The organism is Lysinibacillus sp. NPDC095746, from assembly GCF_044763535.1.
Taxonomy (GTDB): Bacteria; Bacillota; Bacilli; order Bacillales_A; family Planococcaceae; genus Lysinibacillus.
In genome coordinates this window covers 21705-39707 of sequence record NZ_JBIWGL010000039.1, presented here as the reverse complement: position 1 = coordinate 39707, position 18003 = coordinate 21705, and the positions used below count along the sequence as shown (strand labels likewise).

The 18003-nt window shown below is 33.1% G+C and carries 21 protein-coding genes; 9 read left to right on the top strand and 12 right to left on the bottom strand.

All coding sequences use genetic code 11. The annotated features are described in order from the left end of the window. Positions 1-280 precede the first annotated feature (280 nt). From ACIQ7N_RS21225 to ACIQ7N_RS21215, 3 genes are all read right to left on the bottom strand, one after another. On the bottom strand, positions 281-760 hold the full coding sequence (locus tag ACIQ7N_RS21225; RefSeq protein ID WP_402935972.1) for a hypothetical protein: 480 nt from the start codon (positions 758-760) through the stop codon (positions 281-283). Positions 761-1114: 354 nt separating this feature from the next. Beyond that, the gene (locus tag ACIQ7N_RS21220) at positions 1115-1357 is read right to left on the bottom strand and encodes a hypothetical protein (RefSeq protein WP_402935970.1); all 243 of its coding nucleotides are present in this window, start codon (positions 1355-1357) and stop codon (positions 1115-1117) included. 754 nt (positions 1358-2111) lie between these two features. Then, positions 2112-2909, bottom strand: a complete 798-nt coding sequence (locus ACIQ7N_RS21215; RefSeq protein ID WP_402935968.1) for an alpha/beta fold hydrolase — start codon at positions 2907-2909, stop codon at positions 2112-2114. Positions 2910-3093: 184 nt separating this feature from the next. Between ACIQ7N_RS21215 and ACIQ7N_RS21210 the strand changes: the two genes are divergently transcribed. Beyond that, positions 3094-4305, top strand: a complete 1212-nt coding sequence (locus tag ACIQ7N_RS21210) for a helix-turn-helix domain-containing protein (protein WP_402935966.1) — start codon at positions 3094-3096, stop codon at positions 4303-4305. 267 nt (positions 4306-4572) lie between these two features. On the opposite strand, the gene ACIQ7N_RS21205 is transcribed toward ACIQ7N_RS21210, so the two are convergent. The 4 genes from ACIQ7N_RS21205 to ACIQ7N_RS21190 all read right to left on the bottom strand — a co-directional run bounded on the left by ACIQ7N_RS21205 (position 4573) and on the right by ACIQ7N_RS21190 (position 7236). Beyond that, entirely contained in the window at positions 4573-4986 is a 414-nt protein-coding gene (locus ACIQ7N_RS21205; RefSeq protein WP_402935964.1) for a hypothetical protein, read from the bottom strand. Between the two features lie 656 nt (positions 4987-5642). Next, entirely contained in the window at positions 5643-6200 is a 558-nt protein-coding gene (locus ACIQ7N_RS21200) for a putative glycolipid-binding domain-containing protein (RefSeq protein ID WP_402935962.1), read from the bottom strand. A gap of 86 nt (positions 6201-6286) precedes the next feature. Beyond that, the gene (locus tag ACIQ7N_RS21195; RefSeq protein ID WP_402935960.1) at positions 6287-6934 is read right to left on the bottom strand and encodes a pentapeptide repeat-containing protein; all 648 of its coding nucleotides are present in this window, start codon (positions 6932-6934) and stop codon (positions 6287-6289) included. 122 nt (positions 6935-7056) lie between these two features. Next, a complete protein-coding gene (locus ACIQ7N_RS21190) occupies positions 7057-7236 on the bottom strand; it encodes a hypothetical protein (protein WP_402935958.1) in 180 nt (59 codons plus the stop codon). 462 nt (positions 7237-7698) lie between these two features. Between ACIQ7N_RS21190 and ACIQ7N_RS21185 the strand changes: the two genes are divergently transcribed. Both ACIQ7N_RS21185 and ACIQ7N_RS21180 read left to right on the top strand, forming a co-directional pair. Beyond that, positions 7699-8103, top strand: coding sequence for a VOC family protein (locus tag ACIQ7N_RS21185; protein WP_402935956.1), 405 nt, complete (start codon positions 7699-7701; stop codon positions 8101-8103). A gap of 212 nt (positions 8104-8315) precedes the next feature. Next, positions 8316-9473 (top strand): Ger(x)C family spore germination protein, encoded by a 1158-nt coding sequence (locus ACIQ7N_RS21180; RefSeq protein ID WP_402935954.1) that lies wholly within the window; start codon positions 8316-8318, stop codon positions 9471-9473. A gap of 377 nt (positions 9474-9850) precedes the next feature. Here ACIQ7N_RS21180 and ACIQ7N_RS21175 read toward each other — a convergent pair whose 3' ends face one another. Both ACIQ7N_RS21175 and ACIQ7N_RS21170 read right to left on the bottom strand, forming a co-directional pair. Next, positions 9851-10099, bottom strand: a complete 249-nt coding sequence (locus ACIQ7N_RS21175; RefSeq protein WP_132358301.1) for a hypothetical protein — start codon at positions 10097-10099, stop codon at positions 9851-9853. A gap of 108 nt (positions 10100-10207) precedes the next feature. Continuing rightward, entirely contained in the window at positions 10208-10915 is a 708-nt protein-coding gene (locus ACIQ7N_RS21170; protein WP_402935952.1) for an MBL fold metallo-hydrolase, read from the bottom strand. Between the two features lie 438 nt (positions 10916-11353). Here ACIQ7N_RS21170 and ACIQ7N_RS21165 point away from each other — a divergent pair, with 438 nt between their 5' ends. Together ACIQ7N_RS21165 and ACIQ7N_RS21160 are read left to right on the top strand one after the other, a co-directional pair. Continuing rightward, the gene (locus tag ACIQ7N_RS21165) at positions 11354-12007 is read left to right on the top strand and encodes an HAD family hydrolase (protein WP_402935950.1); all 654 of its coding nucleotides are present in this window, start codon (positions 11354-11356) and stop codon (positions 12005-12007) included. Next, positions 11997-12614 carry an NUDIX hydrolase gene (locus tag ACIQ7N_RS21160; RefSeq protein ID WP_402935948.1) on the top strand — a complete coding sequence of 206 codons (618 nt, stop codon included), beginning with the start codon at positions 11997-11999 and terminating at the stop codon, positions 12612-12614. Before ACIQ7N_RS21165 ends, ACIQ7N_RS21160 begins: the two co-directional genes overlap by 11 nt. A 334-nt stretch (positions 12615-12948) precedes the next feature. On the opposite strand, the gene ACIQ7N_RS21155 is transcribed toward ACIQ7N_RS21160, so the two are convergent. The 3 genes from ACIQ7N_RS21155 to ACIQ7N_RS21145 form a co-directional block, all read right to left on the bottom strand. After that, positions 12949-13365 carry a DUF3139 domain-containing protein gene (locus ACIQ7N_RS21155; protein WP_402935946.1) on the bottom strand — a complete coding sequence of 139 codons (417 nt, stop codon included), beginning with the start codon at positions 13363-13365 and terminating at the stop codon, positions 12949-12951. 845 nt (positions 13366-14210) lie between these two features. Continuing rightward, a complete protein-coding gene (locus ACIQ7N_RS21150; RefSeq protein WP_132358317.1) occupies positions 14211-14630 on the bottom strand; it encodes a hypothetical protein in 420 nt (139 codons plus the stop codon). A gap of 180 nt (positions 14631-14810) precedes the next feature. Beyond that, positions 14811-15326, bottom strand: a complete 516-nt coding sequence (locus ACIQ7N_RS21145; protein WP_132358319.1) for a gamma carbonic anhydrase family protein — start codon at positions 15324-15326, stop codon at positions 14811-14813. A 74-nt stretch (positions 15327-15400) separates the two neighbouring features. On the opposite strand from ACIQ7N_RS21145, the gene ACIQ7N_RS21140 reads away from it, so the two are divergent. From ACIQ7N_RS21140 to ACIQ7N_RS21125, 4 genes are all read left to right on the top strand, one after another. Continuing rightward, positions 15401-16375, top strand: a complete 975-nt coding sequence (locus ACIQ7N_RS21140) for an NAD(P)H-dependent flavin oxidoreductase (RefSeq protein WP_402935944.1) — start codon at positions 15401-15403, stop codon at positions 16373-16375. Then, on the top strand, positions 16372-16779 hold the full coding sequence (locus ACIQ7N_RS21135; RefSeq protein WP_402935942.1) for a PaaI family thioesterase: 408 nt from the start codon (positions 16372-16374) through the stop codon (positions 16777-16779). Before ACIQ7N_RS21140 ends, ACIQ7N_RS21135 begins: the two co-directional genes overlap by 4 nt. 361 nt (positions 16780-17140) lie before the next feature. After that, entirely contained in the window at positions 17141-17602 is a 462-nt protein-coding gene (locus ACIQ7N_RS21130) for an NUDIX hydrolase (RefSeq protein ID WP_402935940.1), read from the top strand. A gap of 64 nt (positions 17603-17666) precedes the next feature. Next, on the top strand, positions 17667-17936 hold the full coding sequence (locus ACIQ7N_RS21125; RefSeq protein WP_483869821.1) for a DUF6688 family protein: 270 nt from the start codon (positions 17667-17669) through the stop codon (positions 17934-17936). Positions 17937-18003 lie beyond the last annotated feature (67 nt).

Below are 18003 nucleotides of genomic sequence, written 5' to 3'. Positions count from 1 at the left end.
TGCATACTAACACCTCGGTATTAGTATGAAATGAAAGAGCATTTTTGTACATCATTATTCAAGCAGGAATGTACATATTTAAATTAGCATTTATACTCAAGGGTCTCATCTGTGACGCTAATCCCCTAGAAAAGCTTTTTTGGTACTAACTAATTAACCATCGCTAGAAAATTCTTGAACATAAAAACTAATTACAATTAATAAAGCATAAAGCGTATTCGATTAATCCCGAATACGCTTCTATTTTCAAATGGCGAATAAATTAAAATCGCCGTATTCTTTAATTATCCTTCGCCATTCTAGCTTTCCTTTTATGTAAATAATTGGAATAAAATAAAACGATTAATACTAGTCCTACAATAAATGATACATTCCCTATTTTCAGAAAAACTAACTGTGTATAATTGTCTAACGGCGTCAATTGGAAAATAAAATATAGCGTCAAAGGTATTCCAACTAAAGAAACTAATACTATATTTTTATTTTTCCAATAACCAAACAAAGTTTTTATGAAATAGGTGAAAAAAATCCAAAGACTAAAAACGATTAAAGCATGCGATATTCTATCAGCTAATTGTCCCTTCAGTACCGTTAAAAAAAGAATTGGAAACACGACTACTGTAACAAAAGGAGCAAACACAATTAACTTGTCCATTCTTTTAATTGGTAATTGTAACTTTGAATCAGGTACCAATGAAAATGATATCCTGTGTAAATATAAAAATAAACAAGCAATCATGATCAATCCTAAATATAACAAAATAAAACCATCCTTCAGTCCTTTATACTAATAAAGGAAACTTATTTTTGTTAAAAACATAGAATATTATACTAAAATATAGAACGTTATACCATATATATTGCAATTCTCTGTTATTTTTGTTATTAGAATCTTAGTTTTGCAATTTCCAGCGAAGTGCGCCAATTCTAAGTTCATTATGTAATCATATACACTGTAACGAGTACTGCTACTTGCCTTGAATGCTCACACAACGCAAAAAAAGCCTTCACGATTTGTAAAAGGCAAAGCTGCTTAGTTATTTTTATAAAATTAATAATTAAGGACTTGCATGATTTCATTCACAAAAGAAGGGAAAAGATCCCTTCCTTTTTATTAGTGAACAACCTTTTTACTGATTAGCTTGGTACTACCAAAAGCAATTACTAACGCTATTAAACAAATAATAAGTGGCAGAATAAAGCTTGCATTTCCTAACAACACTTGCGAAGGTAAAGTCGAAGCTTCTTCCCAACGTATGCTAGGCGTATAAAATATTGTTAATAGCATGCCTGAAAGTACTTGCAATACTACAGAAGCCAACGTAAAAATTCCTGCAAATAATAAGTATTTTTTCAAGTTAATCCCTCCCCTCTAATATACGTCTACGACTTAAGTTTAAATAAGTTTCACAATTTTCAATTTATCACCAAGGACGATTTGTTTTAAAAATTATTCTGTAACACCTCTGTATCCCTATATGTGTTATTATCAATGGTTCTATTTGATTCCTTATTCATGATATGCATAGCTATTCTAGCTTTAGCGTCTATAACGTCTCAGCTGTTTTTATTTTATAATTTACATTCATTACATACTGAGGGGATATTGTGGAAAACAATAAATTTGTAAGTCTTGTGGTAGTGATTCATTTTCCCAGGGGGAACTTAATGGTTATGCTACTTTAAAACCAGTTGATACATTTTTTTCTAATGGATCTCCACTTATTTTTACGCTGTGTCAGAATTGCGGAGAAGTCGCTTCAATTAAGGTGAAAAAAACGCGTAAGTTTACTAGTTCCATATAGTTTTATTCAGGTTCACTAATAAAATGACAAAAATAGACCAAGACGGATATCTTGGTCTTATTTTTTATTCAAATACAATTTTGGTTCAAGCAACAACGAAAAACATATTATGGCAATAGAAAAACATGAACGGAATTCAATCCTCGTAAACGTACATGCCTTTCTCCTCTTTCATATGTATCTGCAAAGTATATTTTAAATTTCTAAGTTACTCACTAATTTCTCTAAAGTATTTCATTTGGCCAATGTTTCCCAGGCTTATACTCCCCACCATATATTCCTACAAAATACAGTTTCAACTTCACCCTACTCATAAATATTGAATTTTAGATTAGATTTTTTTAGTGCTTTTTTGTCATTCTCTACTATACTTAAAATATCTCTTATTACTTCAATAACAACTTCTGGCTTATCAATATGTATTGCATGCCCGGCATCGTCAACGACAATATGTTGCCTTTTTGTTGACAAGTTTGCAAGCTCTTTCTGAAATTTCATCCAAACAGCCATCGATTCCTTTGTATGAAAAGGCTGCAGACCCCCTGTTACGACAGTCAATGGGATATTTCCAAATGATTTAGAAGTACGCACTTGTTCTAAACTTTCTTCAACCTCAATAAGAGATCCTTCTATAGTAAATTGATTAAAATACGCTTCCTGAACTTCTTTTGTAAATAAAGGAGGCAATATTTTATTTTGATCCTCATGAGATGAATCTAAGAGAACTACTCCTACAACTTCCTCTGGATATTTACTTGCAAATAATCTTACATTTAATCCTCCTATTGAGTGACCCACTAAGACATACGGAGGCTTTACACCTGCCTTGTTAAGTAATACATGTAAGTTATCGACACTTTGTCTACTATGTTGAGGTCTGTCATCTATTTCACTATTTCCTATACCTGCTCTGTCATAAATAAACATTCTTGAGAACTTTGATACTTCATTTTTAATCGAATTCCAGTTTTCTAAAGGAACTCCATACCCTGATTCGAAAACAAGTGTTGGACCCTCGTAATGCTCACCTAACAATTCATAATATAATTTGATACCACCTATATCAAGTTTTTGACCAGCTTTATTTTCAATAAATTCACCCATGTTTAATCCCTCGTTTTCCATTTTTTTAAGCTCTCTTCTATAAAAAAATCTTTCCTAATTCCATAAACTCGAATTCAAGAAAGTTCAATTAAATTGAACTTTATCGTAACATGTAATAATTGCCTTTTCAAGCTGAAGTTTAATATAATTGAACTTATAAACTGAATATCAAGGATGTTGGAAAATGAATGAGTTAGGACAACGAATAAAAAAATTAAGAATAGAAAAAGGAATGACACTTGTAGAACTAACAGGGAAGAAAATGTCCAAAGGAATGTTAAGTATGATTGAAAATGGGCGCGCAAACCCTTCAATGGACAGTTTAAAATTTATAGCGCACCAGTTGGGCTGTGATCCTCAATATTTGTTATGGAACCCTACTCCTGATGAGCTAAAAAACTTATTTAATATATTAGAGGAAGAATATGAAAAAAATAATGATGAACAGATAATTAATTTGACCCAAAACATTATTGACCAACAGTTTCCCATTTCAGTGGAATATGCTAGGATATTAGAAATCTCCGGAAGAATAGTTATGAAGTCCGATGAAAAAAATGGAGAAATGTTGATAGATCGGGCTATATCAATCTATGATCGATTATCTCTTTATAGCCACTGTTTAGCTGTCAAATTATATGTAGTAGAATACCATGCAAAAAAGGGCGAGTATCTTAATGCCCTGGATATGTTAAAAAGTGTAAGAAAAGAGTATGATGAAAAAGCAAAAGTTATTGATATGCTAGTTGAATTAGAGGCAAATTACGTTGAAATGATCTTACTTTTTGGGATAGGCGAATATAAATCAGGGAAGGAAAAGCTTAATCAATTAATTGCTATGTCTAAGAAGAAAATGGTCTATTATAAGATGGATAATATTTTCCGGATTGCAGCATTCCAAGCCCTTCTTCATAATGATGAAAATGATTATGCTTATTTTATAAAAAAGTCCGAACAATTTGCTATATTCAGTGAAAATGATAAGTCCTTAGCTTATACACTGTTGCTTCAAGCTCATTATTATAATCAAATACCAAAAGATTATGAGCAAGCTCTTTTTTACTTAGATAAATTTGCTACAGTACTAAAGGGGAATATCGGAAGTGATTTTTATTATCTTGAAAAAGGGAAAGCTTTATTAGGAAAAGGACAACTCAATGAAGCCTTAGAAGCGTTTGAAAAGTTCAAGATGCCGGGCTCAACTACATACCCGCTTGAATTATGTATTCTTTACACGGCTTATTCATATAGGGCAATTTGTCTTATGCAACTTGGAAAAATAGAGGAAGCGCTTATTTATGCAAAAAAAGCAGCTAGTAAAATAGATTCATTACCCAAAACGCATTATCAAGATTTTATTAAAAACACTATAGAGTTAGTAAATTCATCTTTGTAAAATTAAAAACTGTAAAGCACTTTTTCTTATTAAATACTACAGATTAAATTTTCTTGTCTTAAAGAAGAGATCAGGTTATGTTACGCAACAACATGCAAAAACCTGGTCTCTAGTGTTATACAGCAACAACCTTGCACATTTGTGAGAAGTCTAGTTATTTTCTCTTCTGTTCGCTGTATCCATATCATCATTGCACACTTCACTGATTATTGTGGCAGTCTATGACACATGTAATAACAAATATTCCACAAATAGTACTTTAAATTTTTAGCAACGTTTATTAAAGATTGGTTTTTCTAGTTTCTCTATAAGATAATGTTCTAATGCAGAAATGAAATACCATTGCTCTCTATTATTGAAAATAAATATAGCAACTTCTGAGCTATTATCCGTAATTACCTTATCCCATTCTGGATCTCCAAAAGCGTTCATTTGGTTTAAAATTCTGGACCTTAATCCAACTGCCGGAAGTGCTCTACCAACGTACTTTACAATATCATCTTGAATGAAATAGTATATCCCACATTCTGTTTTTAGCTCATCAGTAAAGTTGTTATGGTTTTTAATATTTTCTAACGTCTCTTTTCTGTATGTGAGCTCTAAACCATTACTAATTTTTGAAGAAAACAAATTTACAAAATTTTGTACGTCTATATTAGAGTAGTTTCTTTTAACAATCATTCATTTAATCTCCCTTCTCCTCGTAGTACCATTATCTTTTTTAAAGCTGAATCTTCATCACATTATACTTAGCATTTCAAAATATAAGGATCATCACAAAACGTGTTGGCGCTTTGTTGCTGCCGCTACGCTTTCGCACAGAAACCTCCGCTGCGCTGTAGGGTCTCATCTGTGACACCTGTGATCTTGATCTGACCCCAAGGAGTCGCTCAGTCTACACTCCAATCAACTATTTACAATCCACAACTTTGGATGATGAACCAAATATAATCAACAATAACAAATAATGTAATATAAATACTACCTATTGAAATAGTTGTTAGATAAATAGCGTCTTTAATAGTATCAATATCAAAATTAACTAAACTAAATAATATTGCAAAAATGAATGAACAAATTAAATACTTAAAATACATGAATACAAAATTTTTATTTTTACTGTTTTTTTCAATTACTACTGATACTCTAAAGCTACAAGCATGGCAGGCGCAGTACCATTGATACCGTATGCAATACTGTATGTAGTTCCAATAAATAATGGAATGAATAAATACTCCTAGAATTATTGTAATGACAAATTTTTCAACATTAAAGCTGTCCTAGCATCGACATTCAACACTTTGTATTTTCTTTGACATGAGCCTATCCCCTTTAGATCACCATATTCTTCTAAATAAATTCGGATAGTCTATAACCAAACCCTGTTCGTCTACACATATAATTGTTTCATAATCATAAGAACGGTATTTAAAATATCTCAATTTTCCATTGTTATTTAAATATTTATAGGATTGAGGAACTTTTTTTACCTCAAGGGATGGAATCGATATGTATACCATTTCAAAATGTTCCTCCTGATTAAGGACCCAATTCATTCTATTGATAGGAAGTGAATTTGAAAATGGCGTTGCAGATATATCAATATCAATTGCACCTTTTAGCTTATCAATTACCTGTCCATCATTTTCGAACCAGTTTCCCTTTCCATCAGACGTTAATTTTAAACTGTTGTGTTCATCAACCATTATTGTTAATTTTTTAGTAAACCAATTGGCGTCTAGATCAACTTTGTATTCTACAATATGAGCATTAGATTCATCCCCTTCTACATATATAATTGTCCCTCTCGCTGAGAAGTTTTCTTCTTCTTTAATAATGCTTAAATGCTCACAGCCAAACCGTTCCTCATTCTCCCATACTACCTTTTGATTCAAAACATTCTCCCCTATCTATCATAACCTCTTCATCGAAGGCTAATTCTTCTCTGGATAAAACACCTATTTTTCTTAATAGTGACATACTATCGTTTAACCTTTAAACCTAGCAGTTCTGCAAAGCCAATTGCTTGTTCAGTGGACACTACACAGCCACTTAAATTTTTCAATGTGACATTTAATCGTTCAAATGTGCATGTACTGATATCTACATTGTTTAAAGGCGTGTCGCTAAAATCAACGTCATCTATATTACAATGTTCAAATTTCACTTTCTTCAATTGGCAGTCGTAATAGCTTGTCCCACGTAATGATGACTGCTCGAAACAACTTTGTTTTAGTCTCGCTACCCCAAAGTTACATAAATTCATGTTACAACCTTTAAAAGAAACGTTCCCTAAATTGGCCTCCGAGAAATCAACACCTAACAGCTTACAGTTTTTAAATGTAACTCGATGAATAATTCCTTCGTTGAATTTTGAGTTAGATAAGTCACAGTTTTCAAAGATGACATCAGTCATATCAATTTTATTGAAATTCGAGTTAAGCAAAGATACTTTTTGAAACATAACTTTAGATAAAAATAAACGTTCAATATTATCATTCTCTCTACTTATATTCGTAATCAATTGATTCGATAAATAAGGTTCTTCATCATAAAAAATGTCTTCAAAAGTTCCTTCTGGCAAATCATTTGGCAGAAGTGGAACTTCAATTTTAAATTTTGTCGTCATGCTATTTCTCCTCTCTCAAATAGTTTACATGAAAACCTTATTATAATGCTTCTTATGTAAAAAAACATTCAAATTACCACAACCAAAAGATTGTGGTAGGAAATTTTTATGTGTATTCCTTATTATTTATTACGTTTTGAGGAAGTGTTTTCATTGTGTTGTTTTTCATTTGTATTGTTCATTTGTTCATTCGTTAGATCATTTTCTTCACGCACATCTAAATCGTCAGGGCTTAAATCTGCTCCAAATTCTACTTGGTCCTCTTCACTTTTATTGCGCTTTTCTTTTGTCAAAGTTATCACCTCCGATATATAAATTACCCATTTTGGTGTAAATTATACTTGTAAGAATATCTGCTAAATGCTATTTCCTCGCTAATAAACTATTCAAGTATCATTTGATTGGAATGAATTTAAGTATGGGCGCCACGCCTCCAAATGCAGGCTATTACGACCATGTAAATTGTATAGACATAGCATACTCTTTAGGATTTTGGAAACACTTCCCTAAAATGCAATTCGGTCGGAGTGAAAGCTCTTTTGGACATCCTGGAGCTGGTGGTTCGTTCTGTTTTGCTGATCCAGACGAGGGATTAGGATATGCCTACGCTATGAATAAACATGGGTTTGGCATGGCTAATGAACCAAGAGAACTTGCTCTAAGGAATGCGTTGTATAATTGTCTTTCAAGATAATTAGATGTTATTTCACTAGCTATGTAAGTTATATTAAAATATGACTATAAAATAAAAGGAGAATAACTTTATGGCTGAAAAATATGTGCACCACATTTGCATACAAACGAATACATATGATGAATCTTTAACTTTTTACAGCGAAGTATTAGGATTTGAAGTAGCGCAGGAGTCACCAAATTTCCACAATAGACATTTTAACACTTGGTTAAAACTTGGAACATTTTATATTGAACTTCAAACAGGAAAGTATAATGAAAAACTTGATACATGCAATTCAAATGCTCTAGGCATTGTACATTTCTGTTTATGGGTTGACAATCTTAGTCAAGAAGTAGAACGGTTGAAGGACATGAATGTTCATTTTATTCCTAAAAATGATGAAATTATTTATAAGGTTGAAAATGGCCAGCTTTGTAAGTTAAAAGCACCTGAAGGAACTATTATAGAGCTTCGTGATAATACAGGAATATAAAGTGTTTAGGGGGACTTTCTTCATCTCGCTTCACTATTAGAAATAAGCCAGGACTCATTATATAAAGAGTCCTGGTCATTTGTTTAAAATGGCTTAATTTAGCTATTCTAAGTTTTTCACTGCTTATAATCCTCTCATTTTTTGTCCAAGCTATAAACAAAACCCCTTTACTCCACAAGATTGCACAGAATTTCTAAAAGTAGGGATCAAAAATGAAAAAAATTTTTATGTTAATAGTAAGTTTAACAGCTATACTATTACTCACCGGATGTTGGGATGTTAAAGAACCACAAAGAATGTACTATATTGATGGAATTGGTATCGATTATAAAGATGGTCAATATGAAATATATATGCAAATCATAAATTTTGCGAATGTAGCTAAATCTGAAGGACCTACTCCTCAAGCAGCACCATCAGAAATTGGATTTGCGAAAGGTAAAACGATGGAAGAAGCCTTTTTTAAATTATATCGCTCCATCGATCAAAAAGTTTTCTGGGGACATATGACTTTTATTCTTTTCTCTGAGGATGCCTTAAAAGACGCGAACTCAATTCCTGTTATTGACAGTTTTTTAAGGCATCGGGAAACGAGATACCAAATATTGACATACGTTACAAAGGACTCTATTAAAGATATTCTTTTAATCACGCCGATATTAAATAAATCCCTAACCGCTTCAAAACTAAGCAATCCAATGCATACAAAAGAGCTACAAACATATGTAGAGCCTGTTGATTTACGAAAATTAATTATCAGCTTAAATGAACCGAGTCATGAAGTGAATTTGCCACTTGTAACAATTAATAAAAACTGGGAAACGACTAATAAACCAACAGAGGAAACTGCTTTATCTGGTTTCGGAGTCGTTTCAAAGGATGGATTTAAAGGCTATATAAATGATGGGAATGCAAGAGGTATTCAATGGATGTTCCATAAAAAAACTCGAGGAGACGTAACCATTAAATTAAACAATAAAGAAAAAGAATTCTTAACAGTTGATTTAGAAAAATTAAGCACAAAAATTAAACCAATTGTAAAAAACAATGAAGTAACATTTGAAGCGGAAATAAAATTAAATGCGATCATTAATGGCTTCCAAGGAAAAGTAAACACCGACCAAATAAGAGAAGGTATTATTAAGGAAGTAAAAAAAGATATTAAAAAATCTTATGAAGCAGGTATAGAAATAGATGTTGATGTTTTCCGCTTATCGGAGCACCTATATCGAAAAAACGTAAAAGCATGGAAAAAAGTCCAGAAAGATGGCAAAATTCCATTGACAGCAGATTCACTTAGTAAAGTAAATGTTATCGTAAATAAAGTTAATCCAGGTCGAAAAACATTTGCTGAAACAATTAATGAATAGCTATATAATAATTGCGCCCGGAATTAGCGGGAAGCTTAAGACCAACAAATATTTTGTGCGAAAGCGTAGCGTTAGCAGCAAATATATATTGCCAAAGCCCACTAAAATACACCATAAAATCGAATTCATCTCCCACCTGTAAGTTGGGAGATGAATGTAGCTGATGCTTGCTTTCAATACATATTATTTGCTGAAAAAAGCTAAATCTCATTTGTGTCATCTATTCAACGATATATACAATTCACTGAAATAAATTCTCATTCGAACTGTCATTTTTCATTCTATGTGGTATAATGCTGTTGATGGCTAAGCCATTATAAGGGCAAGACCAATTCTGAGCTGTAGTAGTGTCAAACGCTACAGCTTTTAATATTATTCTAATCGGACGACGCACCACTATCACTGCAACTAGATGTATCACTATAACTAGACACACTGTCCGAGCAATTGTCTGTATTTGAATCTTCAATGGATACGAATGAATTTGTTGAACTATAATCTATATGACTACTCGAATGGTTGGCATGACTTTCTATTGAACGATCATCATTAGAGAATTCCTTTTTTATTAAGCTAATCACACCTACTAAAATAATGAATCCGAAAATTACAATAAAGAAACCCATTCTTCTCTCCCCCTTTCAGATACTATTCCCATTTTATCATCAAGCGTGTTAATATACCATTTTTAACCAAATAGAGGATGCTACTTACTTTCCTGATGGCGAACGTCCTTATAATTCGTTCGCTACAACATTGAACCCTAACGTTTCTGCTTCTTGACGGTCAAAGCCTTCATCTAAATGCATACACCAATATTTTGAACGTACATCTGGTCTCACTAACTCACTTAATTTTCGTAAGGACAAATGTACATTGCCCTCATAATCAGCTTTACAAGTATCAACATAAACATAATCGTATGCCATTGGATTTAGTAAAGAGGATTTTAGGCTATTTGTATCTCCAGTATAATAGATAAGTTTGTCATCTATAGATAATTCAATTGAATAAGAAGGTATTTCTTTAACATGACTAGACTTTTCGAAAAGCACTTTACAGAAATGAAGTGTGTATTGTGTATCCTCTTGACATTTTTTTGTTAAACATTGCACACCTGGAATAATACCATTTATAGCCAACAATTCTTCAATTTTTACATCATAAACGGAATAAACACATACATTAGATTTTGCCATTTCTCCATGACAAAAATAGCTATAAAAAATAAAATCAGCAAGGCTTCCTACATGGTCCGCATGCGTATGAGTGATTAATACATGAATGTCCTCAATGCCTTCCAGTAAATTATGTTCCTTAATGCGATGAAAAATATTGCTACCACAATCAATTAACAACATTTGATTTCCTATTTTATAATAAGCGGATGTATTGCCTAATTTCGTATTAAATGCACTACCCGAGCCAATAAACTTCAACATAAAATAGCCTCTCTTCCATATTTACTTTATTTCACAATTATAGAATAGGTTTCTCTAATGCTACCCTTTTTCCGTCTAAAAACTCTCTGCTTTAGGTATTCTCCTAATGCTTTCTTTGTTAGTTGAGTCCTCTCAATAATTTTTACAATTATTAATTTAGATCAGATCGGAGGATATTTCATACCTTCTTCGTATCGTCTAATACAATTAAATTAATCTCTTTAGTTTTGCGTGGTAAAAATATTCGTATACATAGACGGTATATTTTTAAATGTGACTTCTATATCCTCTATACTTACTTATAATTTTTATTTTCCTTCCTACGCCCCATACTTTTTTTTTGAATGTTTTTATTGGGAAAATTTATATATTTATCCCTTTCGAATTATTTATTTGATAATATTGGAATAAAAACAAAAAAATGAAGGGATTGGTGTTATGAAAGCTATTATTTTTGACTTCGATGGAACTTTAGCAAACACATTACCAATTTGTTATTACGCCTTTCAGAATGTCTTCAAAGACTTTGACAATAAAGACCTTTCTTCTGAAGAAATAAAAGCAATGTTCGGTCCTTCAGAAACTGGAATTATTAGAGAAAATCTAATTAATTCAAATAAAGAGCAAGCTATTGAATTGTATTATCAAAAGTATTTAGAAAACCATTCTAACTTGGTTAACTATAATATGGAAATTGATAAAATGATCAAACATTTAAAAGATTATGGGATTAAATTAGGCATTGTTACCGGAAAAGCAAGAAGAAGTTTAGACATTTCATTACAAGCTCTTCAAATGGATCACCTTTTTGATGTCATAGTGACTGGCGATGATGTTATTCACCCAAAACCTCATCCAGAAGGAATAATCAAGGCTTTATCATTATTGAGTGTACGAAGTAATGAGGCTATATATGTTGGAGATAGTGATGCCGATATACAAGCAGGAATTGCAGCAAATGTACATACCGTAGGAGTTCAGTGGTTGCAGGATTATCAAACTTTTGAATTTACAATAGAGCCTCATTCTTTTTTTAGCAGCGTTAAGCATTTTGTTGATTTTCTTAATATAGGTAGTCGTCATGAGCTATAAATGGTTAGAATGGGCGAAGAAGATACAATCAATATCTCAGGCAGGATTAACTTTTTCAAAAGACGTTTACGATATTGAACGCTATGAAGAATTAAGAAATTTAAGTGCACAGATAATGCTAGAATACACTGGATTAGAAATGCAAAAAATCAAAGATTTATTTACGAATGAAACCGGTTATCAAACACCCAAAATTGATGTTCGGGGAGCAGTATTTACTAACAATAAAATACTACTAGTAAGAGAAAAAATTGATGATAGATGGTCTTTGCCGGGTGGTTTCTGCGATATAGGTTTGTCGCCTAGCGAAAACATTGTCAAAGAAATTAAAGAAGAAGCAGGATACGATGTAGTTCCTACGAAATTACTTGCTTTATTGGATATGAATAAGCACCCTCATCCGCCTCAACCATATCATTACTATAAATTGTTTATTCAATGTGAAATTATTGGTGGGCAAGCAAGTAATGGTTTGGAAACAAAAGGAGTACACTTTTATCATGAACATAAGTTACCAAACCTTTCTTTAGGGAGAAATACAGAAAGTCAAATCAAAACGCTTTTCGAATTCTTAAGAAATCCTCATAAAGATACGATTTTTGATTAATCTAAAGTTAATAGTATAAAAAAGTCTAATTTTCTTAATTTTAATGTTGAGAAAAGATACTATATCTTTAATACTTTGTTTTTATTGAGAGAATTAGATTATCAAATCGAAGAGGCAGTAATTTCGAAGTAAGAGTCTGCTAAAGCAGATGTTGAAGCTATTCATGATTCAAAAAGGAATATGCAGTAGGAAAACGAGAGCAGTATAAGATGAAACACTTCAAGTTTACCCTTATTGGGTTGGCAATGAATGTTTATTAATTTGAATAGGGTTTGTAGCAAATCACACACCATTTGGGTGTTACCCTGGACATATATTGATAATCCAAAGTAAACTAATCTCTATTATCAAGTGAACTTTTACAGTCTTGTTCACTATGTTTTGTCTCACCCTCAACTATTTCAGAAATGCCATTTGAAAGTCTATCTTTTTCACAAAATTGCTGAACTCGTTTTCCTTTTTTAGTTATTCCATATAAATAAGTTGTATTAGGTTCATCTTTAAAGATGACCATATAATGTCCGTGATAATAATCTTTATTTATTAAGTGTTTTGGCTCAACATAATGTGATTCTTCAATTTTTTCTTCTGTATATCCCTTCTCTTCCAAATATTCTGGAACATACTTATTAGCGATGTATTTTGTATATGGATTACCGTTGTTTAGAACATAAATAAAACCAATTGGCAGAGCAAAGAGAATAACAGCAATTAGCATAATAGTTATAATTAATATCTTATTTTTATTCATCTTACATCACCCTCAATGTTAATTCTTCCTTCTCTTTAATAACAAAATATTTATTTTTTACGCAAAAGTCCTAAATTAAAGTGTGATAGACATGTTTCGCTTATTGAAAAATGAAGATACCCCCTATTATTCCGAGTAAAATTGAAGCTACAAACCATTTGCTCAATTTATCCACTAACCATCTATTGGTGTAATTTTACACCATTCCAATATTTAGTAAATCGGTAATTTTAAATTCTATCTACATTTAACAGTCTATGGGGATTGATAGTGGAGCAGAAGAGTCATTTACATAGGTAGTTTAATTAGTGTTGCAAAGCCATGCTAATTTGGCTACAGAACGATTGAGGAAGCACAACAAAAGGTCTTGTGTGAGTAATTAGACATATTGGACAAAATCCCCGTAGATTTAATTTTTAGAATTTGGAATTATGTAATATTAGGAATATGAGAAACCGAATCGATTACGTTATTCAAACTGTGCAACAAACTCTAAATCAAGTTGACTAAGTTTAGCTATTTGTTCTCTCCTTTTTCACTTACTTTCACGATAAAGCGAGTGTCTCAGAAACCCTTTGTCTAATACAACATAATTCTACTTTTTATGAACCCTAAATATTGCCATAATGTCCCATCTTTTGTTTTATAAGTGTTTTGAGTCATTCATTAACTTATATCTGATTTGACACAAAAGAAGGGACAAAATTTAGAGTCTATTATTCCTCGCCATCATTACGTGGCATCCGCCAGAGGCTTTAACTTCTTTGCTTAATAAGGCAAAAAAAAACAAGGCATGCTACAATAGCACGTCCTGTTTTTCCTTTTTTATGGCCTTTTTCAACGTTTTATTTATATAACTCTTTATAAATAACTACTTTTAAGGCCGTTATTTCTTCATCCGTTAATTTACCTTCCATTTCTTGAATGACCTGTTCTTTCGTCATTGAACCATTTTGTACTTTTACTCTTATATTATTAAGCTCCGAAATCCCAACTTTTTGAATAATTACTTTTGTAGCCTCTTCTTTTGTTGTAAACGGCAATTTGCTGCTGTCTGCAGTTTTAGCCTCTTCCATAAATGATTTTAGTTGAGGGTCACGTTCAATCGTATTTTTAATTTCATCCATTTGTCCGCTTTGCTCTAATTCTGTTGAAATAGTATCAACAACCTTATCGGATGCATACTTCATACCATAATGATAAACCCCATAACCAATAACACCGATGAAAATTACAATGATCAGAAGGAATTTAATAAATCTCATACTCTCACACTCCTTAATTCTAAACATAATAATACTATATAGTGTGGAAAGATGAGAAATGATAACCTAACAAAACCTTTCGCAATATTATCCTTCTTTTATAAATCCAAGCAATGAAATACAAAGGACAATAAAAGGATTAAGTTTGACACGATATTACGCTCAATCCTAACAAGCAAATTAACCCTCAACTATTTCTTTAAATTCTTTTCCCTTTTGGACGTATGTGTCGATTGATAACTGGATTAACTCGATGTCTTTATCTTGTAGCTGACGTACGACTTTCCCTGGTGAGCCAACGACTAATGAACGTGGTGGGATTTTTGTGCCTTGTGTAATAAGTGTGTTTGCTCCAATAATGCATTCTTCCCCAATTTCAGCATGATCTAAAATAACAGAACCCATACCAACAATCGAGCGGCGACCAATTTTACAACCATGTAAAACAACTTGATGACCTACTGTTACTTCATCTTCTACAATAACTGGAGCCCCTTCATATAAATGAATGGTTGAATTATCTTGGATACTACAACGTTTTCCGATGGTAATACGATCTTCATCTCCGCGTAGTACAGCGTTAAACCAAATAGACGATTGTTCACCAACCGTAACATCTCCAATAATATACGTGCCTGGCGCCTGAAATACTGATTCATGAACATTTGGCTTCTTTAAAGCGTATGTAATCTCCATAAAAATCACCCTTTCAATCATCGGAATATTTTGCTAAAATTTAGTATAACATATTTTAAACGGGGGTGCTATTTTTGAATCAATTATGTTCTGTATTAAAAATAAAATACCCTATTATCCAAGGGGGAATGGGTAATATCAGTAGTCCTAAACTCGTTGCAGCTGTATCGAATGCAGGTGGCTTAGGGACAATCGGCTGTGGAACAATGACACCGGCAGAAGTTGAAGAACGCATAGTTGCAACGAAGCAACTAACCCAAAAACCATTTGCCCTCAATGTGCCAATCAATGTCAATCCTCATACAAAGGAATTATTGCAATTAGCTATTACACATAAAGTACCGGTCGTTTCTTTATCGGCAGGTAATCCTACTTTATATATAGAGAAATTGCATGCACATCATATTCAAGTTATCGCTGTTGCAGCCTCTGTTAAACATGCTATTAAGGCCGAGCGAGGCGGAGCAGACGTGATTGTTGCTGAAGGTTATGAAGCTGCAGGAATAAACTCCGATTTAGAATTGACAACCTTTACGTTAATCCCCCAAGTAGTCGATGCGGTTTCTGTACCTGTTGTAGCAGCAGGTGGTGTTGGTGATGGTCGTGGATTAGCAGCTGCGTTAATGCTTGGAGCGGCTGGTGTTCAGATGGGAACTCGCTTTATTGCTACACAGGAAATGCCGGTACATCAGACCTATAAACAAAGACTAATTGATGCAACTGATGTGGAAACGGTCATTCTAGGACGTTCCGTTGGACAAGTTCGCCGTGTGTTATGTTCACCTTTCACCTCTTCGCTTCTCGCTGACGAAGCAAGAGGTATAACACTTGCTGACTATCAAGAACGTACTTCCGAAACCTATCATATAAAAGGTGCTATGGAAGGAAATGAACAAGGCGGTTTTATGAATAGCGGTCAAATCGCAGGGATTATTCAAGACTTACCGACCGTTACCACACTTATCGAGACTATGATGGATGATGCTCGGCAATGTTTAAATCGGACATTGAATACATTCCAAGACTCAGTTAGGGGTGTTCAATTATGACAACTATGATCGACTTAAAGCGAGTGATTGCTGGAGAAATTGAACCACCAGCATGTGATACAACATTAGGTATTCATGTAAAAACGGCTATTGCCGGTAAAGCAGTATGCACTTGGAATATTGATGAACGCTTTTTAAATGGGCATCAAGTCGTCATGGGAGGATTTATCACTTCTGCAGCAGATATTACGATGGCCTATTCGATGGCTTCAATATTAGAAAGTAATCAAGGATTTGCGTCGGTCAATTTGCAAACAACATTTTTACGACCACTTCACACCGGAACGGCTACAATTGAATCAACAATTGTCAAGCAAGGCCGAAAAACATGCTATGTGGAAGCAACCGTTTCTCAAAATGGACAATATGCTGCCAAAATAACATCTTCTATCATGATCCTATAAATGAATACGTTCTCTATAAAGATTGTCGCGCTTTCATAAGAGAAATTTCCGCCCCAGGCTTATAGCGAAGCGGCAGCAACATATGTTTTATCTGTGCGAAAGCGAAGCGGCAGCAACAAAGCGCCCAACTGATCAATTAACATAAAGTTTGAATATAACATCTCACCTCTATAGATTTTTAGAGGTGAGTTTTTTTACTGGAAATTTATGATAATATCACTTTGGAGATTGCGAAGAAAAGTACTTCAACTAACAGAGAAGTTAAATTTAATAAGAACATTCAAAAATTGGAACTTATAGGAACAATAATCGTAATAACTATAAAGGAATAAATAAAAATTTATATTTTTAGGGGAAAATAATGAACTATATACAAACAATTCGTAAGTTAATTGGAAATGAAGTGCTAATGACTGTTGGTTGTGGAATTATTATTGAACAAGAGAATCAAATTTTACTCCAACATCGAAAAGATCAGGATGTTTGGGGTATCCCAGGCGGCGTTATGGAGCCTGGAGAAACTTTTCTTGAAACTGCTGTGCGCGAAACATTTGAAGAGACAGGATTGATAGTTGAACAATTAAAGCTGTTTGGTCTTTATTCAGGAGAAGAAGGATTTACAGAATATCTGAATGGAGATAAGGTTTTCAGCATCCAGATCATTTTCCATTCAAGTTGTTTTTCAGGGGAATTAATGCATGAAACAGAAGAAAGTCACGAACATAGATTCTTTACTCGCGATAACCTACCACATTTGAACGCACATCAAGAGCGATTCATTCAGGATTGGGTAAACCAAGTGACTTTGCCTATAATAAAATAATCTGACGGAGTTCGACCATCAAAAAGGGTAAAGATAACACCCCTTATCCCTGCGCCATAAACCAGTGATCGTAGAGGGTGACGGGCATATTTGTGCACAGTCTCCTAAAGGGCATAAAAACCTGGTCAAACCGATTAGAGCTGGCATTAGAAGAGGACAAAGAATTCCCGTGAACCGCCAGCTGCTAATTGCTAACGCATTTGAAAACATTCCAGAACAATATATGCCAACCTTCCATAAAGACATCCGTAACTTTCTAAATAAAGAAACGACTGTTTTGATCAAACTTTGTTTCAAAACAGTTGGTTTCTTTCTGTATAAAACTTACTTTTAATCGAGCTTTATTCAAAAGCTCTCCTCGTTTGCTAGAAAAACCATATTTTAACATAAAAAGAGCTTAT